25 protein-coding genes and 3 pseudogenes are annotated in these 25,252 nt (G+C 68.2%); 14 read left to right on the top strand and 14 right to left on the bottom strand.

The features are described 5' to 3' along the window. The first annotated feature begins 118 nt into the window (after positions 1-118). The 4 genes and pseudogenes from GA0115254_RS24095 (at position 119) to GA0115254_RS24080 (ending at position 1,829) form a co-directional block, all read left to right on the top strand. The gene (locus GA0115254_RS24095) at positions 119-613 is read left to right on the top strand and encodes a DUF1269 domain-containing protein (protein WP_093897360.1); all 495 of its coding nucleotides are present in this window, start codon (positions 119-121) and stop codon (positions 611-613) included. A gap of 116 nt (positions 614-729) precedes the next feature. Further along, on the top strand, positions 730-1,296 hold the full coding sequence (locus GA0115254_RS24090) for a hypothetical protein (RefSeq protein ID WP_176740263.1): 567 nt from the start codon (positions 730-732) through the stop codon (positions 1,294-1,296). Positions 1,297-1,308: 12 nt separating this feature from the next. Beyond that, positions 1,309-1,548, top strand: a pseudogene (locus GA0115254_RS24085) (glutaminase); the annotation flags it as partial. Positions 1,549-1,601: 53 nt separating this feature from the next. Further along, positions 1,602-1,829, top strand: a complete 228-nt coding sequence (locus GA0115254_RS24080; protein WP_093897358.1) for a hypothetical protein — start codon at positions 1,602-1,604, stop codon at positions 1,827-1,829. 32 nt (positions 1,830-1,861) lie between these two features. On the opposite strand, the gene GA0115254_RS24075 is transcribed toward GA0115254_RS24080, so the two are convergent. After that, a complete protein-coding gene (locus GA0115254_RS24075) occupies positions 1,862-2,686 on the bottom strand; it encodes an endonuclease I family protein (RefSeq protein WP_093897357.1) in 825 nt (274 codons plus the stop codon). Positions 2,687-2,937: 251 nt separating this feature from the next. On the opposite strand from GA0115254_RS24075, the gene GA0115254_RS24070 reads away from it, so the two are divergent. From GA0115254_RS24070 to GA0115254_RS24060, 3 genes are all read left to right on the top strand, one after another. After that, entirely contained in the window at positions 2,938-3,138 is a 201-nt protein-coding gene (locus GA0115254_RS24070) for a hypothetical protein (RefSeq protein ID WP_093897356.1), read from the top strand. Between the two features lie 69 nt (positions 3,139-3,207). Continuing rightward, positions 3,208-4,365, top strand: coding sequence for a methyltransferase (locus tag GA0115254_RS24065; protein WP_093897355.1), 1,158 nt, complete (start codon positions 3,208-3,210; stop codon positions 4,363-4,365). Positions 4,366-4,467: 102 nt separating this feature from the next. Further along, positions 4,468-5,646: an acyl-CoA dehydrogenase family protein gene (locus GA0115254_RS24060; protein WP_093897354.1), complete on the top strand. Its 1,179-nt coding sequence runs from the start codon at positions 4,468-4,470 to the stop codon at positions 5,644-5,646. Between the two features lie 177 nt (positions 5,647-5,823). On the opposite strand, the gene GA0115254_RS24055 is transcribed toward GA0115254_RS24060, so the two are convergent. Continuing rightward, complete coding sequence (locus GA0115254_RS24055; RefSeq protein WP_093897373.1) at positions 5,824-6,102, bottom strand: SHOCT domain-containing protein; 279 nt, start codon at positions 6,100-6,102, stop codon at positions 5,824-5,826. A 197-nt stretch (positions 6,103-6,299) separates the two neighbouring features. On the opposite strand from GA0115254_RS24055, the gene GA0115254_RS24050 reads away from it, so the two are divergent. Then, positions 6,300-8,018 carry a sensor histidine kinase gene (locus tag GA0115254_RS24050; RefSeq protein WP_370740935.1) on the top strand — a complete coding sequence of 573 codons (1,719 nt, stop codon included), beginning with the start codon at positions 6,300-6,302 and terminating at the stop codon, positions 8,016-8,018. A 47-nt stretch (positions 8,019-8,065) separates the two neighbouring features. Here the strand turns inward: GA0115254_RS24050 and GA0115254_RS24045 are convergent, their stop codons facing one another. The 6 genes and pseudogenes from GA0115254_RS24045 to GA0115254_RS24025 all read right to left on the bottom strand — a co-directional run bounded on the left by GA0115254_RS24045 (position 8,066) and on the right by GA0115254_RS24025 (position 12,316). After that, entirely contained in the window at positions 8,066-8,776 is a 711-nt protein-coding gene (locus GA0115254_RS24045; protein WP_093897353.1) for a response regulator, read from the bottom strand. 509 nt (positions 8,777-9,285) lie between these two features. Then, positions 9,286-9,939 (bottom strand): CBS domain-containing protein, encoded by a 654-nt coding sequence (locus GA0115254_RS24040; protein WP_093897352.1) that lies wholly within the window; start codon positions 9,937-9,939, stop codon positions 9,286-9,288. A gap of 226 nt (positions 9,940-10,165) precedes the next feature. Beyond that, positions 10,166-10,471: pseudogene (locus GA0115254_RS46410) on the bottom strand (CBS domain-containing protein); the annotation flags it as partial. Between the two features lie 166 nt (positions 10,472-10,637). Further along, the gene (locus GA0115254_RS24030; protein WP_093897351.1) at positions 10,638-11,330 is read right to left on the bottom strand and encodes a CBS domain-containing protein; all 693 of its coding nucleotides are present in this window, start codon (positions 11,328-11,330) and stop codon (positions 10,638-10,640) included. A gap of 31 nt (positions 11,331-11,361) precedes the next feature. Beyond that, positions 11,362-11,586, bottom strand: a pseudogene (locus tag GA0115254_RS47740) (universal stress protein); the annotation flags it as partial. Between the two features lie 61 nt (positions 11,587-11,647). Next, positions 11,648-12,316, bottom strand: coding sequence for a CBS domain-containing protein (locus GA0115254_RS24025; RefSeq protein ID WP_093897350.1), 669 nt, complete (start codon positions 12,314-12,316; stop codon positions 11,648-11,650). Between the two features lie 287 nt (positions 12,317-12,603). Between GA0115254_RS24025 and GA0115254_RS24020 the strand changes: the two genes are divergently transcribed. Further along, positions 12,604-13,374 carry a universal stress protein gene (locus GA0115254_RS24020; protein ID WP_093897349.1) on the top strand — a complete coding sequence of 257 codons (771 nt, stop codon included), beginning with the start codon at positions 12,604-12,606 and terminating at the stop codon, positions 13,372-13,374. After that, positions 13,374-13,505 carry an adenine nucleotide alpha hydrolase family protein gene (locus tag GA0115254_RS47735; protein WP_370740934.1) on the top strand — a complete coding sequence of 44 codons (132 nt, stop codon included), beginning with the start codon at positions 13,374-13,376 and terminating at the stop codon, positions 13,503-13,505. Before GA0115254_RS24020 ends, GA0115254_RS47735 begins: the two co-directional genes overlap by 1 nt. Positions 13,506-13,628: 123 nt before the next feature. On the opposite strand, the gene GA0115254_RS24010 is transcribed toward GA0115254_RS47735, so the two are convergent. The 4 genes from GA0115254_RS24010 to GA0115254_RS23995 all read right to left on the bottom strand — a co-directional run bounded on the left by GA0115254_RS24010 (position 13,629) and on the right by GA0115254_RS23995 (position 18,777). Next, on the bottom strand, positions 13,629-15,581 hold the full coding sequence (locus GA0115254_RS24010) for a multicopper oxidase family protein (RefSeq protein ID WP_093897347.1): 1,953 nt from the start codon (positions 15,579-15,581) through the stop codon (positions 13,629-13,631). 377 nt (positions 15,582-15,958) lie between these two features. Beyond that, positions 15,959-16,582 (bottom strand): CBS domain-containing protein, encoded by a 624-nt coding sequence (locus GA0115254_RS24005; RefSeq protein WP_093897346.1) that lies wholly within the window; start codon positions 16,580-16,582, stop codon positions 15,959-15,961. A gap of 209 nt (positions 16,583-16,791) precedes the next feature. Then, positions 16,792-17,253 (bottom strand): cyclic nucleotide-binding domain-containing protein, encoded by a 462-nt coding sequence (locus tag GA0115254_RS24000; RefSeq protein ID WP_093897345.1) that lies wholly within the window; start codon positions 17,251-17,253, stop codon positions 16,792-16,794. 177 nt (positions 17,254-17,430) lie between these two features. After that, positions 17,431-18,777, bottom strand: coding sequence for a nicotinate phosphoribosyltransferase (locus tag GA0115254_RS23995; protein ID WP_093897344.1), 1,347 nt, complete (start codon positions 18,775-18,777; stop codon positions 17,431-17,433). A 331-nt stretch (positions 18,778-19,108) separates the two neighbouring features. Between GA0115254_RS23995 and GA0115254_RS23990 the strand changes: the two genes are divergently transcribed. Beyond that, complete coding sequence (locus tag GA0115254_RS23990) at positions 19,109-19,474, top strand: universal stress protein (protein WP_093897343.1); 366 nt, start codon at positions 19,109-19,111, stop codon at positions 19,472-19,474. Here the strand turns inward: GA0115254_RS23990 and ppk2 are convergent. After that, positions 19,464-20,285, bottom strand: coding sequence for a polyphosphate kinase 2 (gene ppk2 / locus GA0115254_RS23985; protein ID WP_093897342.1), 822 nt, complete (start codon positions 20,283-20,285; stop codon positions 19,464-19,466). The genes GA0115254_RS23990 and ppk2 overlap by 11 nt on opposite strands. Before the next feature lie 355 nt (positions 20,286-20,640). After that, a complete protein-coding gene (locus tag GA0115254_RS23980; protein WP_093897341.1) occupies positions 20,641-21,558 on the bottom strand; it encodes a pyridoxamine 5'-phosphate oxidase family protein in 918 nt (305 codons plus the stop codon). A gap of 227 nt (positions 21,559-21,785) precedes the next feature. Here GA0115254_RS23980 and GA0115254_RS23975 point away from each other — a divergent pair, with 227 nt between their 5' ends. The 3 genes from GA0115254_RS23975 to GA0115254_RS23965 form a co-directional block, all read left to right on the top strand. Continuing rightward, on the top strand, positions 21,786-22,460 hold the full coding sequence (locus GA0115254_RS23975) for a CBS domain-containing protein (protein WP_093897340.1): 675 nt from the start codon (positions 21,786-21,788) through the stop codon (positions 22,458-22,460). A 487-nt stretch (positions 22,461-22,947) separates the two neighbouring features. Further along, on the top strand, positions 22,948-24,495 hold the full coding sequence (locus GA0115254_RS23970; protein ID WP_093897339.1) for a carboxylesterase/lipase family protein: 1,548 nt from the start codon (positions 22,948-22,950) through the stop codon (positions 24,493-24,495). A gap of 285 nt (positions 24,496-24,780) precedes the next feature. Beyond that, positions 24,781-25,252, top strand: a 472-nt coding sequence (locus tag GA0115254_RS23965; RefSeq protein WP_141720901.1) for a glycosyltransferase, incomplete at its 3' end; no start/stop codon positions are given.

The raw sequence follows: 25,252 nt of genomic DNA, 5'->3' as shown, positions 1-25,252 counted from the left end.
CCAGGGCCTCGGCTGGCATCCGCTTCCGAGTGAAGCGGGTGAATTCGACGAGTCAATTCATACCTTTTGATCCTAATATGGGCGAGTTCTTCATTGTCGGTCTCAGGAGGTACGCGCGATGTCCACGCTCACCGTGTGGAAGTTCCAGTCGGCCGAGGGCGCGGAGAACGCGGAGACCACGCTCAAGTCCCTCCAGAAGCAGGGGTTGATCAAGATCCTTGACGCGGCCGTGGTCAGCTGGCCCGCCGACCGGGCGAAGCCCAGGACCAAGCAGTTGATCAACCTCGTCGGTGCCGGCGCACTGAGCGGCACGTTCTGGGGAATGCTCTTCGGGCTGATCTTCCTGATGCCGCTGCTGGGTGCCGCGATCGGTGCGGCGGCCGGGGCGCTGGGCGGCAAGCTGGCCGATGTCGGCATCGACGACGACTTCATCGCCGAGGTCAAGGAGAAGGTGACGCCCGGGACTTCGGCCCTGTTCCTGCTGACCGTGAACGAGGTGCCCGAGCGGATCAGTGACGCCATGCCCGACGGCGGCGCCGAACTGCTGCACAGCAACCTGGACACGCAGAGCGAGGCGCGGCTGCGCGAGATCTTCGGCGAGGACGCGGCCTGACCGACCGGCGAGCCCGGCGGTCCGGTTCCCCGTACCGTCTCTGCCTCACCCCTTTTTTCCTCATCTCTCCCTGCCTCTCCAACTCCCTTACGCCCTTCCGAGCAGACGGAGCGTCCGTGAACCCGACCAGCCCCTTGCGGCACGCCCTCGGCGGCCGCGCAGCCCGCAATCTGACCCCAGCCGTGCTGGCCGTGTCGATCATCGCCGGTACCGCCGCCTGCGGCGGTACCGGCACCTCCTCGCAGGGCACGGCCAGGAGCACCCGTACGGTGTCCCCGGAACCGGCCATGACCGGGTCCGCGAGCGCCAGTCCGCGTAGCCAGCAGGAATTCGCGGCCTCGGTCTCCGCTGCCGCCGAGCGCAACCGGCAGCAGGCCGCCAAGCAGCTCACGGGCGTCAAGGGACGGGGCAACGCGGTCACGGACGTCTCGGTGACGGGACTGCCGGTCGCGAAGTCCGAGCAGTTCCGCAGCGCCCTCGTCCGCGTCACCAACCGCACGGACAAGGCCGCCTTCTACGCCGTCAAGGTGGAGTTCGTCGACTCGTCCGGGAAGGTGCTCGACTCCGTGGTGCTCGGCTTCGCGGACGTCCCGCCCGGTGGGACCGTCAGCCAGCACGCCAACAGCCGCAAGGCGGCCGGCGTCAAGACGTTCCCCCGGATCGCCCAGGCCGAGCGCAGCTGACGGCCGGGCCGGGTGAGCGCCGCCGAAGCCGTCACCGATGCCCTGCGCGAACTGCACACGCGGTTCGCCGGGCTGCGGGACGGCCAACTCGCCGACTACATCCCACAACTGGCGCTGGCGGACCCGGATGCGTTCGGACTGGCGCTGATCAGCATGGACGGCCACTGCTACAGCACCGGTGACGCCGACGCCCCGTTCACCATGCAGTCCGTGTCGAAACCGTTCGTCTACGCTCTCGACTTCACCGCGGTCGAACGGGTGCTGTATGCCTTGGACGAGGCGCGACCGCAGAGACGGGGGCCGCGGTGCTGGATCTGCGGCAGGTGACCGGCATCGACTCGGTGGCCCGCGCGGTGCTGCAGAGCGGACTCGGCCGGCTCGTGGAAGGCGGAGTGCGTACCGCCGTGGCCGACCCGGCGGGCCACCTCGTCCTGCTCCCCGGCACCGGGGAGCAGGACGAACACACGGCCCTTCGGCCCTTCGACTCCCCTGAGGAGGCGGTGGCCTGGTGCGCGAGCGGCCTGGCCGACTGAAACAGGGAAGGAGCTGGTCCGGGTCTGTCCCTCTACCAGATGGACTCGACCCATTCCGGGTGATCGATAAACGGGTTCCGGTTGTGCTGGTACCGGTCGAATATGACGTCGTTGCGCCGCTTCTCGAAGGTGTCCGGCGGGTCCACCTGGCTCCACGCCTTCAGTACCGAGAGGCGGCCGATGTACGGTGCGGAGCCGTTGGACACACGGTCGTTGGGTTCGAGGTCGGGGAAGGCGTCGTCGCCCTCGTAGCGCACCGCCATGTAGAGGATCATGCGGGCCACATCGCCCTTGACCGCGTCGCGCGGTTCGAAGGAGTCGCTGTCGGTGTAGCTGCCCGGTGCGCCGCTGACCGCGCTGCCGCCGTTGTCGAAGTCCTTGTTGCCGCGGATGGAATTGACGGTGACATCCTCCGGGCGCAGGTGGTGGATGTCGGTGCCGGGGCCGGTGGTGGTGCCGAAGTCGCCGTGGGACTTGGCCCAGACGTGCTCGCGGTTCCACTGGCCGACCGAGCCGCCGTTGTCGCTCTTGGGCTCGGAGCGCCCGGAGTAGAGGAGGATCACGTTCGAGGGGTTGGCGGGATCCTCGTCCGTGTTCTTGAGGGCGTCCCAGACCTGGCTGTAGGAGATCTTGGTCTGGCTGCTGATGATCGTGTGCAGAGCACCCTTGAGCGCGGTTCCGGACTTGCCGAGCGCGTCCTGGTAGTACGTGTCGTCGAGAGCGCCGAGCGGTGTCGCGGCGACCGGCGTGGCCTGGGGCGTGGCGGCGGGCGCGGCGGCCGCGGTGCCGGCCAGTACCGCGAACGCGGCCAGGGTCGCCAGCAGGGGGCGCCGGTAGTGAAGGTGACGACGGGACATGTGGGGTGTCCTCTCCGAAAATGCGGGCACCACGAAGCCGCCACAAGGTGAGGGGTGGCGCCGCGGCGGTCGTGTGGTATGTGGTCAGCGGGAGCCTTCCACACGCACCGTCACCCTGGTGTGAACGCTGTGTATCTATCATGTGCAGGTCAAGTGGGGGCCTGTCGGCGGCGCCCGGAGCGGATCGGGCGGGTATCGGATGCGGCGAGCCGGGCGCGGCGCGAGAATGACCGAAAGGACGAGGAGGCGGCATGAGCGACGAGCCCGAATCCGTATCCGCAGCTCGGGGAGTTACCCCCGACAGCCTCTTGCACACCGGCGGGAGCGACAATCCGTCGGCAGAGGACCTGGTGCTCGCCTCCGGGCGGGACCTGACTCCGAAGAATCTTCAGTGGGCGGAGCGCAGGCTCGCCCGGGAGGGCCGGGCGGCGATCGACAAGGCGCTGCCGTAGCGCATGGCCCGGCGGCCGGCCCGGGGAGTGTGTGGGCACTCCCCGCGGCTCGGCTAGCCTGGGTGCACGATGAACCGTTTGACTACGTCAGGGGCGGGGTACGACCTCGCCCGCTTTCCCGAGGACCCGCGCGACCCGTTCCGTGCCTGGGACGCTGCCGATGAGTATCTGCTGCGGCGGCTGGAGGGAACCGACGAGTCGGAGCCGGTCGACCTGTCGGGCGCCGTGGTCGTGGTGGGCGACCGCTGGGGCGCCCTGAGCACAGTGCTCGCCGGGCACCGCCCCGTGCAGATCACCGATTCCTACCTGGCGCAGCGCGCGACCCTGGCGAATCTGGACCGCAACGGCGTGGACGCGCATGCCGTACGTCTCCTGTCGGCCAGGGACACACCGCCGGACCGTATCGACGTCCTGCTGGTACGCGTCCCGAAGAGCCTCGCGCTCCTGGAGGACCAGCTCCACCGGCTCGCGCCGGGCGTCCATGCGGGCACCGTCGTCATCGGCACCGGCATGGCCAAGGAGATCCACACCTCCACCCTCAAACTCTTCGAGCGGATCATCGGCCCCACCCGTACCTCCCTCGCGGTCAAGAAGGCCCGGCTCGTCTTCTGCACCCCGGACCCGGCCCTGGCCCGTACGCCGAGCCCCTGGCCGTACCGCTACGACCTGCCCGAGGGCGTCGGTCCGGTCTCCGGCCGGACGGTCACCAACCATGCCGGGATCTTCTGCGCCGAGCGCCTCGACATCGGCACCCGCTTCTTCCTCGGCCATCTCCCCGCGCGCAGCGGCCCCGACCGGGTGGTCGACCTCGGCTGCGGAAACGGCGTCGTCGGGCTGTCCGCCGCGCTCGCCAATCCCGAAGCGACGGTCACCTTCATCGACGAGTCGTACCAGGCGGTCGCCTCCGCCGAGGAGACCTTCCGGGCCAACACCGGCCCGGACGCCAAGGCCGACTTCGTGGTGGGCGACGGGCCGGCGCAGCTGCCGCCCGCCAGTGTGGACCTGGTGCTCAACAACCCGCCGTTCCACTCCCACCAGGCCACCACCGACGCAACGGCCCGCAACATGTTCCACGGGGCGCGCGCCGCTCTGCGGCAGGGCGGCGAGCTGTGGGTCGTCGGCAACCGGCATCTCGGCTACCACACCCAGCTGCGCCGGATCTTCGGCAACTGCATCACGGTCGCGGGCGACCCGAAGTTCGTCGTCCTGCGCGCCGTGAAGCGCTGACGCCCACCGGAGAGGTCCTGGCCCTTCCGGATTCTTGCAACACGTTCTACTGTGTGCGCCGCCGCACACGGGCGACGCGACCGCGAGACTCCTGGAGGGGCCGTGCACCTCGAATACACGCCTGAACAGCAGCAGTTGCGCGCCGAACTGCGTACGTACTTCGCCGGACTGGTGCCCGACAACGCCTACGCGCGCTACGCCGACCCCGCCTCGCAGAAGAACTTCTACCGCGAGACGATCCGGCGCCTCGGTACCGACGGCTGGCTCGGCGTCGGCTGGCCGACGGAGTACGGCGGCCGCGGCCTGTCCCCGATGGAACAGTTCATCTTCTTCGACGAGGCCGCCCAGGCGGGCGTTCCGCTGCCGCTGATGGCCCTCAACACCGTCGGCCCGACGATCATGCAGTTCGGTACCGACGAACAGAAGGACTACTTCCTGCCGAAGGTCCTCGCCGGCGAGATCGACTTCGCGATCGGATACAGCGAACCCGACGCGGGCACAGACCTCGCCGCGCTCAAGACCCGGGCCGTGCGCGACGGCGACGACTATGTCGTCAACGGGCAGAAGATCTGGACGACCAACGGAGACACGGCCGACTGGGTCTGGCTCGCCGTCCGCACCGACCCGGACGCCCCGCCCCACAAGGGCATCACCATGCTCCTCGTCCCGACGAGCGACCCCGGCTATTCCTGCACCGTCATCAACACCCTCGCCTCGCACGACACCACCGCCAGCTACTACGAGAACATCCGCGTCCCCGTCTCCCGCCGCGTCGGCGACGAGAACAAGGGCTGGCGGCTCATCACCAACCAGCTCAACCATGAACGCGTCACCCTCGCCGCCCACGGCACCATGGCCATCCGCGCCCTCCACGACGTCCAGCACTGGGCGGCGGACACCCGGCTCACCGACGGCCGCCGGGTCATCGACCTCGGCTGGGTCCGCGCCCTCCTGGCCCGCACCCACACCAGGCTCGACGCCATGAAGCTCCTCAACTGGCAGATGGTGTCCGCGGTCCAGAATGGAACCCTCACCCCGCAGGACGCCTCCGCCGTCAAGGTCTACGGCTCCGAGGCACGCCGCGACGCCTACGCCTGGCTGATGGAGGTGGTCGGCTCGGCGGGACCGCTGAAGGAAGGGTCGGCGGGCGCCGTACTGCACGGCGAACTCGAGCGCGGATACCGGTCCGCGGTCATCTTCACCTTCGGCGGCGGCAACAATGAGATCCAGCGGGAGATCATCTCATGGATCGGTCTGGGTATGCCGCGCGTACGACGGTGAGCGGGTGTGACCACAGACGGTAGAGGCAACACCATCACATCGTGTGTGAGGTATCGGTTGACGGTGTGGGGACTGCGGAATGCGCCAGTCGTGGCCAACAGCGCCGTCGTGGCAATGCCATGCGGCGCCGCGGCGGCACCGCCCAGGACCAGCCACATCCGGCGTCGCGGTCCGCGTTCACCGCTGTTCCCGCAGCAGCGCGAGGCGACGTTTGTATTCGTCCTCGTCGATTTCCCCGCGGGCGAACCGCTCGGCGAGCAGGTCCTCTGCTCGCCTGCCTCCCCACCCGTACTCGCCGGAGGGAGGAGGCGAGCCGGGCTGGTGGCCACGGTGGGCACTGGTCAGGTAGTAGACAAGGGCAACGATGCCGGTGATCACCAGTGCGAGGAACAGCACCATGACCACGGTCATGACGAACCAGCCGCCCCGGCCCCAGCCACCGTCGTACCACATCATGCCGATCACTTCCCTCGGCCGGATTCCTCGATTCCAGCGTGGGTGAGGAACGGCTTACGGGCGAATTCTTTGAAGCTGAAACGACACCCGTGACGCTCGTTCGGGCCTGTTGCCGTCCACCAGGTGCTTCTCGGCGTACGGCTACTACCGTGAAGGTGTGGCCCGCCCCGCTACGCGCGGGTCACGACGGAGGCACCGTGGGCGACAAGGTATCTGACCACTGCGGAGAGGTGCACCGTCGGCTGGGCACGCTGCCGGGCGATCTCCAGGATCGGCTGGACGCGGTGAAGCGGGGTCCAGCCGAGGCGGCCCTGCTGCTGGGCGCCGTCATGTCGGTGGGCAGAGGGCTCGACCTGCCCCAGGTGCTGCGTCGGATCGTCGAGTCCGCGGTCGTCTTGGTCGACGCCGAGTACGGGGCCCTGGGAGTGGTCGGTGAGGGAACCCGGCTCACGCAGTTCCTGCCGGTGGGTGTCACGGGGGAGCAGCGTGAGGCCATCGGCCCCCTGCCCGAAGGACATGGCATCCTCGGCGAGCTGATCCGTCACCCCGAGCCGTTGCGGCTTGTCGAACTCTCCGAGCATCCGTCGTCCTACGGGTTTCCGGCGAACCATCCCCCGATGCACTCGTTCCTGGGGGTTCCGATCCGGGTCCGCGACAAGGTGTTCGGCAATCTGTACCTGACGGAGAAGCGGGGCGGCCGGGTGTTCGACGCCGAGGACGAAACCGTGCTGTCGACGCTCGCGGTGGCGGCGGGAGTGGCCATCGAGAACGCCCGTCTGTACGCGGAGACGCGCGACCGTCAACGCTGGCAGGAGGCCAACAGCGAGATCGTCGCGGCTCTGCTGAGCGGAGCGGACGTGGCACACGTCCTGCAGATGATCGTGGATCACTCCTCGCGCATTCTCGCCGCGGATCTCGGTGTGCTGGCTTTGCCCGCGGAGGGGAAGTCCCTCCGTGTGGCACTGGCGTCCGGGGTGGACGCCGAGACGCATCGCGGTCTGGTCCTGCCGCGAGCGGGATCGTTCGCCGGCGCTGCCCTGGACGCGGGCGAGCCGATCACCAGCCTGGATGTCGCACACGATCCGAGGATCACCGGGGGCCCGCCGAGGTGGACGGGGCTCCTCGGCCCCGCTGTCGCGGTCCCGATGGTGACGGGGGAGCGGACCCGTGGAGTGCTGTTGCTGGCCCGGGTACGGGAGCGTCCCGCCTTCACCGATTCGGAGACCGCGCCCCTGCTGGCGTTCGCCGGACAGGCCGCTCTGGCGATGGAGCTCACCGAACGGCGCGAGTCCGCCGAGCAGATCGCCCTGCTGGAGGACCGGGACCGCATCGCCCGGGATCTGCACGACCTGGCCATTCAGCGGCTGTTCGCCACCGGGATGACGCTGCAGAGCGTGGTGCGGCTCGTAGAACAGCCGCAGGCGAGGGAGCGGTTGCTGCGCGCGGTGGACGATCTGGACGAGACCATCAAGATCATCCGGTCCACCATCTTCGGACTCCGCGCCCGTGACTCGGGTCGGGCCGGCCAGGGGCTGCGTGCCCGGACGGCGACCACGGTCGAGCAGGCCGCACGGACCCTGGGCTTCCAGCCGTCCCTGCGGATGGGAGGGCTCATCGACACGGACGTGCCGGCCGAGATCGCCGACCAGGTGATCGCGGTCCTCGGAGAGGCGCTGAGCAATGTCGCTCGCCACGCACGGGCGACAACGGCGGACATCTCGCTGGTGGTGGGAGAAGGGGCGGTGAACCTGGTCGTGTCCGACAACGGTGTGGGCATGCCCAAGCACGGTGGTCTCCGAAGCGGGCTCGACAACCTCGCACGACGCGCCGAGAGACTCGGCGGCGAGATGAACGTGGGGACATCCGCGCGGGGCGGCACCCGACTGAGCTGGCGGGTGCCGCTGCGACTCTCCTGACGCTTCGCGGGGTGTTTCGGGGGCCGTGGCTGCGAGGGGCTGTGCGGTCAGACCTGATGGTGCCCGGCACCGTGCAGGGAGGGTTCCGTGGCGTGCGCGGCGATGACGGCCGCCTGGATGCGGCGCTCGACACCGAGCTTGGCCAGCAGACGGGAGATGTGGTTCTTGACCGTCTTCTCCGACAGATAGAGACGCTTGCCGATCTGGCTGTTGGTCAGTCCTTCACCGATCAGTGCGAGGACGTCCTTCTCCCTCGGGGACAGCTCCGACAGCGCGTCGTCCTCCTCGGAGCCGGTGCCGGATTCCTCCTCGCGCAGGCTGGTCATCAGCCGTGCCGTGGTCGACGGGTCGAGGGTCGAGCGTCCGGAAGCCAGTGTGCGGACGGCGGTGACGAGGTCCGAGCCCTTGATCTCCTTGAGTACGTAGCCGGCCGCGCCGGCCATGATGGCGTCGAGCAGTGCTTCGTCGTCGTCGAACGAGGTGAGCATCAGGCAGGCCAGTTCCGGCATCCGCGAGCGCAGCTCACGGCAGACCGTGATCCCGTCGCCGTCCGGCAGTCGCACATCGAGAATCGCGACGTCGGGGCGGAGTGCCGGGCCGCGGGCCAGAGCGTGGTCGGCAGTGCCGGCGTCGCCGACGACTTCGATGTCGGGTTCCGCGTCGAGCAGATCCTGGACGCCGCGCCTGACGACCTCGTGGTCGTCCAGCAGGAACACGCGGATCGGTTTCTGCGCCGAGAACCCCGTGTCGTCGCTCATGGTGGCCCTCCTCGCTGTCAAGAGTTGCGCAGTCCCGCCCCGTCATGGTGAGTTCGCACAAGAGGAAAACACCAGGGTCGAACGGTCCCATGCTCCGGACCGTTCAGGCCTCAGGAGCATTTTCCGTGTTCCGTACAGGCGCTCCACCGCCTCGGCGACGTACTGGTCCACCGCGTGCGTCGAGGACCGGAGGCAGTTCGCAGCCGCCTTGTCGTAGCAAGCGGGCCCGGCTCTCGGGCGGGATCACGTCGAGCAGGCTCCTGGCCGTTGACATGAACCTCCGTGCCTGGTCGGCGATGTATACCCGTCCGCCTGCTCTGAACGATATGCGTGCTTTCGCAGGAGTGCTCGGCCGTGCTGCGTGGTCCAAAACGGAATTCGATGGCTCCAGCATGAAGCGGATCGCCGCCCCGCACGTATGGGCCGTTCGTCCCTTGCTCGGATCCGGGTGGCTACTCGGCAGGGGCACCCGTTCCCTGTCCCGGCGGATGCCGCCGGGCCTTCGAGGTCTAGGCGGATGCCTGGCTTTCGAGCCGGCAGTCCACGCTGACGACGCCTTCCACGGATTGAGCGAGACGGGCGGCGACGGGAATCAGGGTGGCGTCGCGGACGCGACCGGTGAGCGTGGCCACACCACAGGTGACGCTGACCTTCACGTTTCGGCGCGAGGCGGGGAACAGCCGGTCGACGACCTCACGGCGTATCTCGGCGGCCAGGTCGTCGTCGGGACGCAGGAAGATCTTGAGGAGATCGGCGCGACTGACGATGCCCTTGAGGCTGCCATCGGCGTCGACGACCGGGAGGCGCTTGATGCGCCGGTCGGCCATGAGCCGGGCGGCCTGCGGGAGGGACGCGCCGGGCTCGATCGTGACGGCGGGGCTCGTCATCAACTCCTGCGCCCGGACCGAGCCGGCCTTGGCGGTGTCGCCCAGGCGGTGCATGTGGTCCATCATGCCGGGCCCGTGCTCGTGAAACTCCTCCTTCGGGAGCAGGTCGGCCTCGGAGACGACGCCGACGACGTGGCCCCCGCCTTCGACGACAGGCGCGGCGGTGACGTTCCACCGTTCCAGGGCGGCAGCGATCTCTTTGAATTCAGCGTCGGGGGTGACGGTGACGACGGTCTTCGTCATGACGTCGTTGACGGTGTGCCGGGCGGAGGTCATGGCAGGTTCCCCGATGAGTGCGGGCGAGTGGCCGACTGCTGCCGTGGGGCGGATAGGCGCTTGTTCGCCCCGGGCGAGAATCTCGGGCCTGATCTCGGGGGATTCCGCCTCGGACATCGCCGCCCCTTTTCGGCGGGTGGCAGCCAGCCCTCTTCACCATCACACCCCCGACCCTGGGGCGGGATGGGCCCGACAGGCCCCGGTGGGGACCGACCGGCCCATGCGGGGTCAGTGACGAGGGACTGAGCCGGAGCGTGTGCGTCAGGACATCTTCGAGGATCTCCTCCTGGATTGCGTGGTCCCTGCGCAGGAAGAGTTGTACGAGGTCTCTGCGGCTCAGGACCCCGATCAGCCGGCCTTCGCTGTCGACTACGGGGAGCCTCTTGACTTTGTGCTGCTCCATGACGCGGACGGCGCTCCACTCGGGAGCCGCGGTGATCGCCGGGTGGCTCCTGAGATCGCCGGCGGTGTTCGCGCCGCTCCCGGAGTCGTGTCTGCGGAGCAGGACGGCTTCGGACACGACGCCCACGGGGTGCGCAGGGAGCCGTTCGGCCCTGTTGGCCCGGTACGAACGGTGCTTTCGTGAAAGAGGCGGAAGGAGCCGTTGCGAGGATGCGGAGAAGCGGCTGACGGCCGTGCACCGCACGATCAGGAACCGCGAGAAGCGGTTGGCTCCTTCCGTCCCATGACATGAGCGCTCAGGGGTTGCCGGCGTCACGCGCCGGATCGAGATCCGGCGGCAGATCGTCCACGGCGTATTCGAGGGACTGGTCGACACTGACGACGCCGTCCACGGAGAGGCACAGGAGTTCGATGATCGGAATGGTTGAACGCTCCTCCACTCTTCCGCTCAGGGTGACGACTCCTTCCTGAACGACCACTGTCACACCCCCGGGCGTCATCCGGAGAATACGGCCCAGTACCTCGTCGACGATTTCTTCGTGTATGGCGTCGTCGCGGCGGAGCATGGGGCGCAGCAGATCCGACCGGCTGACGATGCCCACGAGCGTGCCGGTGTCATCGATGACCGGAAGGCGTTTGACGCCCCGCTCGTTCAGGAAGCGCGCTGTCTCGACGATGCTCCACGCGGGCCGGGCCGTCAGCACGGGAGTGGACATGAGATCACCGGCGGTGCGGGCATCCATGGTGCGGTGGTTCACGGCCGCCGTCCCGCGCAATTGGTCACGGCCCTCTGCTTCCGGCAGGCCGGCCTGCCGGCGGAGCAGGTCGGCCTCGGAGACGATGCCGATGGGGTGGTGGTGGCTGTCCACGACGGGAAGGGCCGAGACGTCGTTGTAGGCGAGGCTCCAGGCGACCGTCTTGAGTGACGCTTCGGGGCTGGCCGTGGCCACGTCCCGGGTCATGACTTCGGCGACAGTGCGGTGCATCATGGTCCGATTTCCCTTTCGTGCAGGGGAGCCGGTCGTGGGCGGCGACGGCAACGGGGGCGGCGGCGTGATGCAGGACGGCATGGGCCACCGGCCCGAGGCGGGCACCCGGAGGAGAGCGGCGCGGGTGCCGATCGACGACGAGGTCCGCGCCCGCTGCGGCCTCGGGTCGGGCCCGGGCTGCTTGTGGGTGATGCGATAGTCCATGGCCGGGTCCTTGTCCTCGCTCCGAAATCCTCAAGGAGACACTGCGGCGCATCGTCGCGAGCGGTGATGGCAGCAGCGAGGCCTCACTGCTCTGCGGACGGTCCGTGTGTGACTCACTGCGGGAAGGTGGGTACGGGGTCATCCACGTGTGCGGTCACATGGCTCACGACCGCGACCACCCCGTCGAGTCGCTCGGCAAGGCAAGTCAGGATCGCGATCTGGCTCCGGCTCTTCAGCCGGCCTTCCAGAGTGACAACGCCGTCCACGACCTGGACGGTTACCACATCGGCTCCGAGCCCCATGGTGCCCACGAGTACGTCCTCGACGAGGCGTCGTCGTATCTCCGCGTCGGGTCGCAGAAAGAGGCATAGCAGGTCCCGGCGTGTGACGATGCCGACAAGTCTGTCCTCGTCGTCCACGACCGGAAGCCTCTCCACGCCACCGCGCATCATCAGCCGGGCCGCTTCCGGCGCGCTCTCCTCCGCGCGGACGGTCACCGCCGGCGTCGACATGACCTCGGCGGCGGTGAATTCCGCTCCGGACGGGGTCATGGTCGTGGTATCGGCGTCAGGAGCGCCGCCCGTGACCAGATGCCTTGCCGCCTGTCGGTTCACCAGGTCGCTCTCGGAGACGACACCGACAACCCGGTCCTCGTCGTCGAGTACGGGCAGTCCACTGATGTTGTGCTGGGCGAGCAGTTTCGCAACCTCCTTGAAGGGGGTGAGCGAGACGACCGAGACGACCTCGTCGGTCATCAGGTCTCCCACTTTGATGTGCTTCATGGAGGCACCTCCAGCCGTCTCACGGCGATTCACCCGGACGCGATGTCGCAGCTTGTTCAGGAACCACGATCCACCGGGGCGTATGGAGACGAGGAGGGCCGAATGGGTCGTGGCCGGGACCGGTCGGACCCGGTTCGGACGTCTGGGCACCTGAGCACCTGGGCACGGCAGGATTCTCTCGAAAGGTCCATTGGGCCCCCGGGCGGTCCTGAGCGGCCCTCTCCCCGCAGGGGTGAGCGGTGCCAGTGTGAAAGCTGACCCTTCAGTGGCCTCGACGAGGAGGAACCATGAACGGCACCGCCGACAGCCCGGAACTGGGATCCGTCATCGTCGGCGTCGACGGCTCCGACCCGGCCCGCCGGGCAGCGCTGTGGGCAGCGGCCGAGGCTGCGCGTCGTGACAGTCCGTTGCGCATCGTCTACGCGGCAGACACGGACGGCCGGGTCCTCCATCTCTCGGCGGAGAGCATCGAGCGCGTCCACGGCGCGGGCAGCGAACTGCTGCGGGAAACCGCCGCTGCCGTCGAAGAACGGTATTCAGGTCTGCACGTCACGACGGAGTTCAGCCGCAGCGCACCCGTCCCCAGCCTGCACCGGACGGCCGGACTGCGTGGCACTGTCGTGGTGGGCAACCGCGGTCTCGGCGGGTTCAAGAACCTCATGCTCGGATCCGTCGGCCTGAAGGTCGCCGCAGGCGCCACGACGCCCGTCGTCGTGGTCAGGGGCACCGACAACGGCGCCGGGACCGGAGTGGTGCTCGCCGCGGTCCGTGACGAGCACGACGCCGAATGCGCCCGGTACGCGGCGCGCGAAGCCGAGATCCGTAAGGGGTCGCTGCGGCTGCTGCACGTGTGGAACATTCTCGAATCCGCCGGACTCGTCGTGACCATGCTCGACGATGTCGAAGCGATCGCCGGAGAACACGTCCACCACCTGATGGCCGTGACGGACCGGATCCGCGCCGAATTCCGGGACCTGAACGTGCAGGCGGACGCTGAGAAGAGCCTGACCGTCGCCGGGTCCTGGTGGAGGCATCGCGCCATGCGGATCTGCTGGTGATGGGCGGACGGCGATCGCCCGGTTTCATCGGCCCCACCCTCGGGCGGGCGACGCACAGCCTGCTGCACCATGCGCACTGCCCCGTGGAGCTCATTCCGCGGCACGGTTCCGGGCGTGGGAGCGAGTCGTGATCGGCACCGGCGAACGCCGTGAACTCGTCATCTGTATCGCGGCCGGCGCCGACCGCCACACCGGGTGACTGAATCGGTCACCGTCACATGGCGATGGCAGCGTGGAGCGAGGTGCCTTGGTGTTCAGCGAGGGCCGACACGGTATGGCCGCATCATCTCGTTGTCCTCGTGTTCCAGCATGTGGCAGTGCCACACGTACTGTCCCGCCCGGTCGAAGGTGGCCTTGACCCGGGTGATGGCGTGCGGATAGGCGATCACCGTGTCCTTGAAACCGCTCTCCCCGGGCTCTGGAGGTCTTGCTCTGTGCCCGGTGCTCTGCCGGTCGACGACCTGGAACTGAACCTCGTGGATATGGATCGGGTGGGCATCGGTGGTGGAGTTGTGTATTTCCCAGATCTCGGTCGCCCCGAGTGCCGGGTTCTCCGTGATGGGATCGCCCCATCCCATGGGGGTCGGGTTTCCGTGCCGGTCCACGGTGCCGAGCATCACCACGCGGGGACCCACGCCCCGCAGGACCGCGGAGTTCTGCTCCTGCAGGGAGACCTGCCGCGTGTGGCTCGCTGGACCCAGTGGTTCGAACGGCGGAAGGGTGAGGTGTGCTGGGGGTACGGTCCTGTCCGGCGTGGCGAGCGGTCGTGCCACCGTGAATTTCATGACCTGTCCGGTGGTCCCGGGGGCCGCCGGCCGGAAGTCCGTGCCCGCCCTCCCGCCCCTGAACGGCTCGTCGGGGCCCTCGTTGATGAGGTACAGATCAGTTCCGACCGGGATCGAGGTGAAGTCGACGACGACGTCGGCGCGTTCGGCGGGGGCGGTGAGCAGTTGGTCGCGCTGCACAGGCGCGGGCAGGAAGCCTCCCTCCGAACCGATCTGCCAGAAGGGGAGCACCGGGTCTGCGGGACGAGGGGCCATCGGGTCTGTGACGATCTTCAGGATCAGGAAGCGTGCGTTGCAGCCGTTGAGGAACCGCAGGCGGTATCGGCGCGGCTCGACGGAGAGAGCAGGCCAGGTACGGCCGTTGGTCACCATCGTGTTGCCGAAGAACTCCGGGTTCCAGATGGGGGAGATGTCACTGCCGGGGATGTAGGGCCCGGTGAAGTGGTCGAAGGATGCGCGGCTCGCCGGGTAGAACAGGCTGCCGTCGGTGGAGAACGACCGGTCCTGGATGACGACCGGGATCTCGTAGTAGTGCTTTCCCGGGGGGTCACCCAGTTTCGGCGCCGGCCCTGGAAGCACACCGTCCGGGAGGTCGGCGGGCCCGCCGCGCAGGAGGTAGAAGCCCGCCAGCCCCGCGTAGACGTTCAGCCGAGTGACCCCCAGGGCGTGGTCATGGAACCAGGAGGTGGCGGCACGCTCCTGATTGGCGTACTGGAATATGGCGGTTCCAGGCGCCCAAGTTACATCGAACTGGTTCTCGAATATGTTCCTGAACTGTTCATAGAAGGAGCCCGTCCGTGCGTATCCGCCGGCGATGTCGGAAGCGCGGGGTAGATACCACGCCTCGGGGTAGCCGTCGCTCTCCTGCGTGTTGTGCCCTCCGTGCAGGTGGGTCACGATCGGCACGGGCCCGGTATAGGGGCCGGGTGTCGAGGTGAAGGCCGGCCGCGTATCGCGCCGTGAAATGCCGCCTTGGGGGTTGGCCCAGTGCAGTGTGGGGTCCACCGGCAGCAGGTGCGGCAGATGATTGCCGTGGCGGTCGATCAGCTCGTTCACCCACGTGACCCGTATGGCCCTGCCGAAGGTCGCCTCGACGGTGCATGCAGGATAGGAGAAGCTTCCCGGATGCCGGGTCGACCCGTATCCCCACACCGTTGTGGCCGGCATACCGGCTGGCAGGATCTGCTGCCGCAACTGCCGAACACCGATCGTGTAGTGGTCGACGCGTCCTGCCTCGTCCCTCTCGGCCCAGGGCATGACCGGCGGGACGGCGAGCTCGGTGACGTACTTGTCGACGTGCGTCGGGTCCAGGACGCGGCTGGGGATCCCCGGCCAGGCCCGCGCGGAGGCAGACCCGGCCGGGATGAAGAGGCACGTTCCGCCGACGAGGCCGGCCTTGATGAATTGTCGCCTTGTGGCCATCTGAGCCCTCCTGGACACGGCCCCCCATCGGCTGCAGTCCCAGAAACCGTTCCAGTGTTTCCGACACAACGAAGAAGAGCCACTCGAAACGTCGTGGGCCGAGATCTTCGTGCGCGTGCAGCGTTTCAGCTCGCCCGGTTCCCCACACTCTGCGGCGTTCACGGCGCATGGCTTACGACGGTGGCGACAGTCGGCTCGATCGAGCAGCACCCCGCCCGCCCAGGGCGAGAGCGGTACGGCACGGCTGGGTTCCAGCAGCTGCACTGTTTGCTGCGCCGAACCGCCCTTCGGGAAGCTGCCTTCAGAGCCGTCCTAGCCGGGACCACGCCGTCTGGGATACCGACCGGCTGCTGCGGGACGCAGTGCCTGAGGGCGCTTCAGCCAAGCTCCATGCGCACGTCCACGACGCCTTCGACCGCGCGAATGGCCCGAGCCAGAAGTGGCACCAGGGAACGGTTCCGGAGAGGTCCCCGCAGGGTGACGACACCATCCAGCACAGAGAATTCCACCCGGTCCGGGGGAGAGAGTTCGGCGACAACAGCGGATCGGATCTCCTCGTCGATCTCCTTGTCCGGGCGCAGGAACACCTTCAACAGGTCGCTGCGGCTCACGACGCCCTCCAGCATGCCGAGATCGTTCACGACGGGCAGTCGTTTCACTCGCTTGCGCGCCATGATGCGGGCGGCCTCGGCGAGCGTGGCGTCGGGGTGGACGGTGACGGCCGGACTCGACATCAGCTCCTCGGCCAGCACGGCGCCGGCTTTGGACGCCTCCTCCAGTTGGCCGGGCAGCTTCGGGTCGTCCTGCCGGAACTCCTCCTTGGGCAGCAGGTCCGCCTCGGACACGACCCCGACGACGCGACCCTCGCCTTCGAGGACCGGCACGGCGCTGACTTTCCACTGATGCATCAACTCGACGATCTCCTTGTACGAGGCCTCGCGGCCGATGGCTACAGCCGTGTGGGTCATGACGTCGCTGACGGTGTACCGGAATGCAGCCATGGGGTGCTCCGCAAGTTGTTGGGTGGCCCGGGAGGGTCGGATGTGGCTTTTGGGGTCTTGCCTTCAGTGGCTCCCGAGGAGTGGCCGTCCGGCTCTCTTGGGCACCCTGGCTGCTGATTGAGATGTGCGTTGTGGTCGCTGGTTACGGAGATGACAGCGGGGTGTTCCTCGGGCCGATGGCATCCTGGGCGGTGGCATGGCGGGGTGCATCACACAAAGCCGCCGCTGCCATGAGGGGCGTAGAGATCGAGCAGACGGATCCGAGTGGCCTGCAACCGGTGGGCGAGAACATGCCCGACCCAATGACCGATGGCCGAACCGAAGGCAGGATCCGCGTCCATCATCATGCGTACGGTCGCCGCGTCGAACTCATGGGTGCGGACAGGCGTCATCGCCTCTGCGCCGAGGTGCCAGATGTAGGGCTCGAACAGCCAGGCCCAGCCGACCAGTTCGCCGGAGCCGAGGCTCTCGATCGCTGCCGGGGAACTGCCCGGTACGCGGATGTCCAGCGTGACGGTGCCCGAGCGCAGGATCCAGAAGCGGTCTGCGTGGTCTCCTTCTTGGAAGAGACGGGCTCCCTGGGCGAAATTGACCTCCTGCCCGATCCCCATCAGGCGGGCACGGTACTGGGCAGGCAGGGCTGCGGTGATGCGAGTCGGAGAAACGCTCATCGGTGGCCTCCTCTGTAGCCTCCGGTTTCAGCATCGCTGGGCAGTCGGTTCACGGACATGGGTCCACCGGCCCCTGCCGCGGTCCCGTCCGGCCCTGGGCGGGCAAGCTTGGCGATTTCGGAGCGCTTGGCGGCTCTGTCCGCCGAGTCACTCCTCGCGCCCGATCGCGAGTTCGGATCAGAAGGCTTCGTGAGTGCCCCCCAGCAGATTCCTTTCGATGTACCGGCGGACATCCGCGGTGAGTGAGCTGAGGCGTCGTGAGAGTTCCGCTTTTGGCACGGTGGGTGCCCTTATGGTGCGGGCCCCGGGCGGCAGTGCGGCGAGGTCGGTCATGAACCTTTGCCGGACCGTGTCCAGCTCTGCACGTTCTGAAACGCGTCGCCCCTCCCGCATGACCGACTCCAGCAGCGGGACGCCATCCGGCGGCGGCTGCTCGTCGACGAGAGCTATGAGATCCGCGTATCCCGGTCTACGGAACACCTGCTTGCGCCCCGGCGCCGTCACCTTGGCCGAGGACAGTTTCATCACGGGCCGGCTGTCGTACTCGACCAACTTGTATGCGGAATCCAGGTAGGGGGCATCTGCACAGACGCCGATCCGGGTGCCGACGGCGTACGTATCGATGGGCGCTTCGGAGCGGACCAGGCTGTCAACGGAGAACTCGTCGAGACCACCGCTCGCCACAATCCGTGTCTTCCGGAGGCCGGCAGCATCGAGGATGGTCCGCGCCTGCACGGCCAGGGCTCCGAGGTCACCGCTGTCCAGCCGGATGGCGCACCCCGGGCCGAGGCCCAGATCGCGCAGTACACGCGCTGCTGTCGCCACGCCTCGCACGGTGTCGTAGGTGTCCACGAGAAACGTCACCGGGCCCGGATGGGACCGGGCGAAGGCCCGGAACGCGTCCTCCTCGGTACCGAACGCTTCGATGTACGAGTGGGCCATCGTGCCGACAGCGGTCAGGCCCTCGGAGTGAGCCGCCGCCACATTGCTGGTTCCGGCGAAGCCGACCATGGCACCCAGCCGGGCGGCCTGGTGTCCGGCTTCGATGCCATGAGTGCGGCGCAGGGAGAAGTCCACGACCGGGTGTCCGTCCGCGGCCAGAACGCACCGGGCACATTTGGAGGCGACGGAGGTCTGATGGTTGAGCTGGTTGAGTACGTACGTTTCAACGAGCTGGGCCTGCGGGAGGGGTGCAGTGATTTCCAGCAGGGGTTCTCCGGCCAGCACGATGTGCCCTTCGGGTACCGCCCTGACTTCGCCTCTGAATTCCAGGCCGAGCAGCGGTGCCAGATCCTCGGGCCGTCGTCCCAGCACGGAGGCGAAGACATCCACGTCATCTGCGTCCACACGATAGGCGGAGAGGAAATCGAGGACCGAATCCAGCCCGGCACAGACAAGGAAACCTCGGTCCGGCGGCAGAATGCGCACGAACAGACTGAACGTCGCCGAACGTGTCATGCCCTCGTTCAGATACGACTGAGCCATCGTGACCTCGTAGAGGTCGGTGCTCGTTGCATTCGACATCGACGGCACCTTCCTCCCCGTCGCGTCATCCCTTCCGGGACTTCCGCCCGGCCCCGCGCGCTCGTGCACCACCCCGCACTCCTCCCTCCACTATCGGCCTCCTGCGTCTCGTGGGCCAGCCGGACGCCGGGGCGGCAACCAGCGCCGCCGAGTCTCTTCTGCCGCTGCCGAAGAGCACGTCGTGCGTGCGGACCGGCCGGACAACGGAGGGGGCCGAACGTTCCGTATCCGGGCCGAACCGGTCCTCACGAACGTATCGGGGAACCGGAGAGAGGAGCGGCGGCGGTCCGGTTCACCTTCCACGAGGCTGGGGCGAGGGGCTGAGACCTGGATGCCGTACATGCCCGGTGCTGTCCCTCGCGCGACCGCGCCGATCATCCGCCGCACTGCCGGTGGGCCGCACCTCTCCTGCAAGGAACGTGCGGCGACCCTGATCGACGAAGCGGTGGCCGAGTCCGTACGCGATCACCCGACGGTCCGGCCGCACTCGGCGGCGGTCGAGGGAACGGCCGCAAAAGTGCTGGTCCAGCGTTCGGCCGCTGCAGACCTGATCGTTGTCGGAGCGCATCGCCGCCGCCGCCACCTCGGACTCCAACTCGGCCGAGTTGCTCATACCCTGCTCCACCACGCCGACTGTCCAGTGGCTGTCGTACCTCTGGCGGCTCGTTCGTGCGAGACCCCTCGCCTCACTTCCTGAGCTGCGACGCGTGGTCGGGGACGTACGTCTGAAGGTCTCTCGGTGGTCGTTGGTACCCGGTGACCGGAGGCCGCGGAGGCAGTTCGATCACCGGGGGAGCGACTGCCTCGTACGGCACGGTCGACAGGAGATGGGCGATCATGTTCAAGCGGGCCCGGCGCTTGTCGTCGCTCTCGACGACGTACCACGGAGCCTCCGAGATGTCGGTATGGACGAACATGTCGTCCTTCGCCCGTGAATAGGCCTCCCAGCGGGTGATCGATTCCAGGTCCATCGGCGAGAGTTTCCACCGGCGGGTGGGATCCTGCAGTCGGCGTCGGAACCGCTCCTCCTGCACCGCGTCACTCACCGAGAACCAGTATTTGCGCAACAGAATGCCGTCCTCCACCAGCATCCGCTCGAAGATCGGACACTGGCGAAGGAACCGCTGGTGTTCCTCCATGGTGCAAAACCCCATGACGCGCTCGACGCCGGCGCGGTTGTACCAGCTCCGGTCGAGCAGGACCACTTCCCCCGCGGCTGGAAGATGCTCGACATAGCGCTGGAAATACCACTGGCCGCGCTCGCGCTCGGTGGGCCGCGGCAGAGCGACGATACGTGCCACTCGGGGATTGAGGTGCTCGGTGACCCGTTTGATCGTGCTCCCCTTGCCCGCCGCGTCACGTCCCTCGAACACCACGACGAGCCGTGCGCCTTCCGCGCGTACCCACTCCTGGAGCTTCACGAGCTCGGTCTGGAGCCGGTACAGCTCCCGCTCGTACAGCGAGCGCTGCAGCTTTCCGGGCTGGCCCGAGTCTTTGTCGTCCGACATGGGATGACGTTATGGAGGAGACCATGGTCGAAGTCAAGTGTCAGCGCCGAACGGGCTTCGCTGCGCGGACCCGGTGCGGCATGCCCCTCGTCGTGGATCACCGAGAATCACAGGGTGAGCAGGGCGACGCCACCGCGATGTGGACGGCGCGGCTGTCGGGTTCGGCGTGTGGTACGCCCCGGTCGCACATGACCGTGCACAGAAGGCAAGGCAGCCCCGGAATCAAGGACAAAGTGTCAAGGCTACGCGCCACGCATGGACGGGATGACGCAACGCCGTAGCAGGCCGGCGCTGTCACACGCTCGTCGCCGAGCAGGGGCCTGGGTCACCAAAGCCTCCCTACCCGCGCTGTCGGTCACTCATCAGCGGGACTGATGCGCCGCCCTGTGAGGCGCGTGGGCCGGACCGACACCCATGTGTTGCGTTCGCCTCCTGCCCAGGGCGTGGTATGGGCGCGATCGGCAAGCTGCCGCAGTGCGTCGGGCTCTGTAACGATCCGCGCAGGGCCTACGGCAAGCACGCTCCAACCCTGGCTCATGGCCTCGTCCACATGGTCGACCTCGAATGCGACATCTGTTCCCCCGGCTGTCGCAGGCACCGAGTCGGGCGCGGTCCGGAAAGCGATCGTGTCATCGATGACTTCGTAGTTCACCGGAAAGACCGCCGGGCCATCGGGTGTCGACACCGCGATGCGTCCTACGCCGTGTGTGGAGAGCCGGGCGCGGCATTCGTCGGGGTCCAGGTCCTGCAGCCGGGGGTGCAGGAGCGCCTGGCCCCGGCCGGGTGGCAGATCAATGCCGCCTCCGCGCAGGGCTGCGGCGGTGGTGCCGAGTGCGTCGGCCAGGCTGATGAGACTCGCCGGACTCGGGTCAGCCGGCCGTTGTTCGAGGTAGGCCAGGTAGTCCGGCGCCATTCTGGCGCGGCGGGCTGTTTCTGCGCGGCTGAGCCCCTGTCGCTCGCGCTCCATGGCCACGCGCCGGCCGATGTCGCCGGGGTTGGGTGCCCCATCGAGCCGGACCCCGGCGGACTCGGCCCCGGCCTCGGCCATGCCCGGCCGGGACGGCTCGCGGGATCTGCCGGTCCGGTGCTCAAGGTGCCGGATATGGGCGTCGGGCCCGGGGAACACGAGCGTCACCTGGTCGGTATCCGACCAGTGCACGTCGTAGGGAGGGGTTCCGTCCTCATGGTGGAGTCCGACAATCTCGCCGTCGCGCCTGCTGGCGCCGGTGGCCGGGCTTTCGACAACAAGCCGATCGCCGAGGTGAGCTCGCATGATCGCCGCCGTTTCCTCATCATGTTGCTGTACCCAACGTGCCACGCATGACGTGTCGCCGCACGGGATGAGAAACCGTGAGTCCGCGGGGCCGAGCGGGCTGGTATCGGGCCCGCTGGTCCACCGACGAGTCGGGCCGGGCCGTCTGCTCGGCTCGCGGACGGCAGGTCCCGACCCGCTCGGCACAGGGCCATTACCGGCCGTCACATCCCGAAAGGAGAAGCCGCATGCACCACCGATCGGTCGCAGAGCTCATGACCAGAGACGTCGTCCGGGCACGGCGTGACCTGCCGTTCAAAGAGATCGTCAAGCTGCTGGCAGAGAACGATGTCACAGCGGTACCCGTGGTCGATGAACTGGATCGACCCATGGGTGTCGTGTCCGAGGCCGACCTGCTGCGTAAGTCTTCCGACCAGGTCGATCCGTCCGGCCGGACACCGATTCCGCATCTGGAGGCGTGGGAGCGGGCCAAGGCCGAGGGGGCCAGGGCCGAGGAACTGATGTCGGCTCCCGCGGTGTGTGCGCGTCCGGAGTGGACCGTGGTCGAGGCTGCCCGCCTCATGGAAGTGCAGAACGTCAAACGGCTGCCCGTCGTGGACGAGACGGACAAGTTGCTGGGCATCGTCAGCCGTCGTGACCTGTTGCGGGTCTTCCTGCGCCGTGACGACGCCATCTACGAGGAAATCAACCGGGACGTACTACAGCGGACGATGGGTCTGGCCCCCTCGGAGGTGACGGTCGAAGTACGCCAGGGACAGGTCGTCCTCAGCGGATCCGTCGAGTTCAAGAGCCTGATCCCCATCATCGAACGGCTGTGCCGGAGCGTCGACGGTGTGGTTTCCGTCGCTGAGCGTGTCGCCTATCGGACCGACGACATCCCGACCTCCCGCACCGGCACGTGAGCCATTCGGGCCCCGCGAGCCGCCTCGCCGTGCCCGCAACGGCAGGGCAGGGCAGTCTGCACGGGCCCGAGGGGAGCGGCTCTTCGTTCCGGATTGCCCTGTCGGCAGCCCGTTCCACCTTCATCGCACCGGGACCAGTCGATGCCCGACCAGCAGGGGAATGACGACCGCTCTTCCTCCTTGCGCGGATTTCGCCCATGATGATGTATGACCAGCTCGCCGGATGGGCCGACGGGCATGTCGCGCGAGCTGATCCCGCGGTTGTGTCCAGCCGGCGGATCCCCGAGAGCATGAAGGTCTTGCTGGTCGAGGTCGGTGTTCCGACATGTGAAGGCAAACGATCACGGGGCCGCCGAGGCTCACAGCTGGGCGCGGACAGGCTCCCCGTACTTGCTCCGGTGCGCCTTGCCGCCGACGGCCGCCCTGTCATCGGCGGAGTCCAAACCTGGTGGCGCGGGTGCCTGTTGACGAGCGAGACTGACGCGCAATGAGTGAGCAACCATGCAGTGCTGAAGCAGCCTTTCGGACGACGAGCGGCCGTGTGCGGGGCAGAGGGGCCGGCGACGGTGTCACCGCCGTGCTCGGTATCCCGTACGCAGCCGCGCCTTTCGGCGCCCGCCGGTTCCGGGAGCCACAGCCGGCGCCGGCCTGGGACGGGGTCCGGGACTGTACGGCCTTCGGCCCCATCGCCCCGCAGTCGGCGGAGCTGCCCGGAGCGCCGGTGTGGCACCCCGGGGACGAGGACATCCTCACCGTCAATGTGTGGGTGCCGGAGCGTGCGGACGGCGGCGCGCTGCCGGTGTTCTTCTGGATACATGGCGGCGCCTACACGTTCGGCTCGTCCGCCCAGCCCGACTTCGACGGGACCGCCCTGGCCCGCGCCGGGTTGGTCGTGGTCAGCTGCAACTACCGGGTGGGCTTCGAGGGCTTCGGGCATGTGTCCGGCTTTCCCGACAACCGCGGGCTGCTGGACCAGGTAGCCGCGCTGTGCTGGGTCCGGGAGAACATCGCGGCCTTCGGCGGCGACTCCGGAAACGTCACCGTCGCCGGACACTCTGCCGGAGGAGGCTCGGTGGTCTGTCTGATGGCCATGGAGCAGACACGGGGGCTGTTCCGGCGGGCCGTCGCCCACAGCGTGCCCAATGCCTTCTTCGCAGCCGAGCTCGCAGTGGCGGTCAGCGAGCGGATCGCGGCGGAGGCTGGGGTTGCCCCGACGGCGGAGGGACTGCTGTCCGTGTCGCCCGAGGCGCTGGTGGCCGCCTCCGACAAGGCTGCCGCGCACTGCGCGACCGACCCCGTGGCAGCGGTCCACACCTTTGACCCGGTGATCTTTCAACCCGTCGTCGACGGCGAGGTACTGCCCGCGGATCCACTCCGTGTGCTCGCCTCCGGGACGGCGCGGGAGGTGGACCTGCTGGTGTGCCACACGTTGGAGGAGTACTGGTTCCTCCACGCGGTGGGAGCCGTGCGGGAGGTCACCACCGAGGCGGAACTGGCGGACTTCGCCGAGGCCCTGCACCTCCCAGCCCATCTCGGGGACGGCTACTGTGCGTTGATGCCGGACGCCCCGGTACTCGACCGCTACCTCGCGATCTTCGGCGACGCGCAATTCGGCGAGTACACCACGCGCCTTGCCGAGCACCACGCGAGGGCCGGCGGCCGGGCGTACCTGGCCCGCTTCGCCCGCAGGCGCGAAGAGGCCAGGCCCTGGCACACCGCGGACATCCCCTTCGCCTTCGGTAACCTGGACGCCGTCGGCGCCGACTTCCTCATCGGTGGTGCCCCCGACGACCACGACCGCGCCCTGTCCCGCCGCATGCTCCGCTCCTGGGCCGGCTTTGCGGCCACCGGTGACCCGGGCTGGCCGGCGGTCACCGCCGACACCACGCCAGTAAAGTCCTGGGCCGTCCCCGGCGACCACCTGGCCGACGACGACACGTCCGGGCTCCGCGCCTTGTGGCGCGACGTCCGGTTCGACCTGCTGCGACCCAGACAAGCGACCGGACATCATTCCCATGGACTTTCCGGCACTTGAGGCCCAACTTCTTTGCTTCTGGCTGATGTTCCGGCCGCAGTCCTTGAGAAGCCCGGTTGCGAGCGGGATCACGTCACTACAGACGCCCGCGGTGAGCGGGTTGGCTTCGTTGCGACAGGAGTTCGCAAGGGACTTGTCCGTCCACTGCGGACGATGAAGGGAAAAGGGGAGTACCCACCCCTTCCTTGATCAACTTATAGCGTGCCGGGGGGCTTGTGGCAAGACCCGGGTCGTGCCGCAGAATCGCTGACCGAAGCCGGAACACGAGGGCACGGGAGTCGCGAAATGCGGGTGTTGTTGGTGGCGTACGGGTCGCGGGGGGACGTCGAGCCGATGGTGGGGCTCGCACTGAGTCTGCGAGCACTCGGCGTGGAGGTGCAGGTGTGCGCGCCGCCGGACTTCGCGGAGTTGCTGGACGGTTTCGGCCTCCCGCTGGTACCACTCGGCCAGTCGGTGCGCGAGATGGCAACCAGGGCGGTGACCGGGACAACGAAGCCGCTGCCGGCGGCGGGCCTGTCCCAGCGCGCGGCCCGGATGGTCGCCGCGACGTACGAACAGGTCGCCGCGGTGGCCGAGGGAGGTGATGCAGTGGTGGCGACCGGCTTGATCCCGGCCGCGGCCGCCGCGCGGTCGGTGGCCGAGAAGCTGGGCATCCCCTACGTGTTCGTGTCCTACTTCCCGACCTACCTGCCCTCGCCGCACCACCCGCCGCTCGAGTGGCCGGGCCGGCCGCTCCCGCCGGACGTGACCGACAACC

It is taken from the genome of Streptomyces sp. Ncost-T10-10d (assembly GCF_900091955.1).
Classification (GTDB): Bacteria; Actinomycetota; Actinomycetes; order Streptomycetales; family Streptomycetaceae; genus Streptomyces.
The sequence above is the reverse complement of the archived record's forward strand: the minus strand, read 5'-3'. Positions and strand labels throughout refer to the sequence as shown.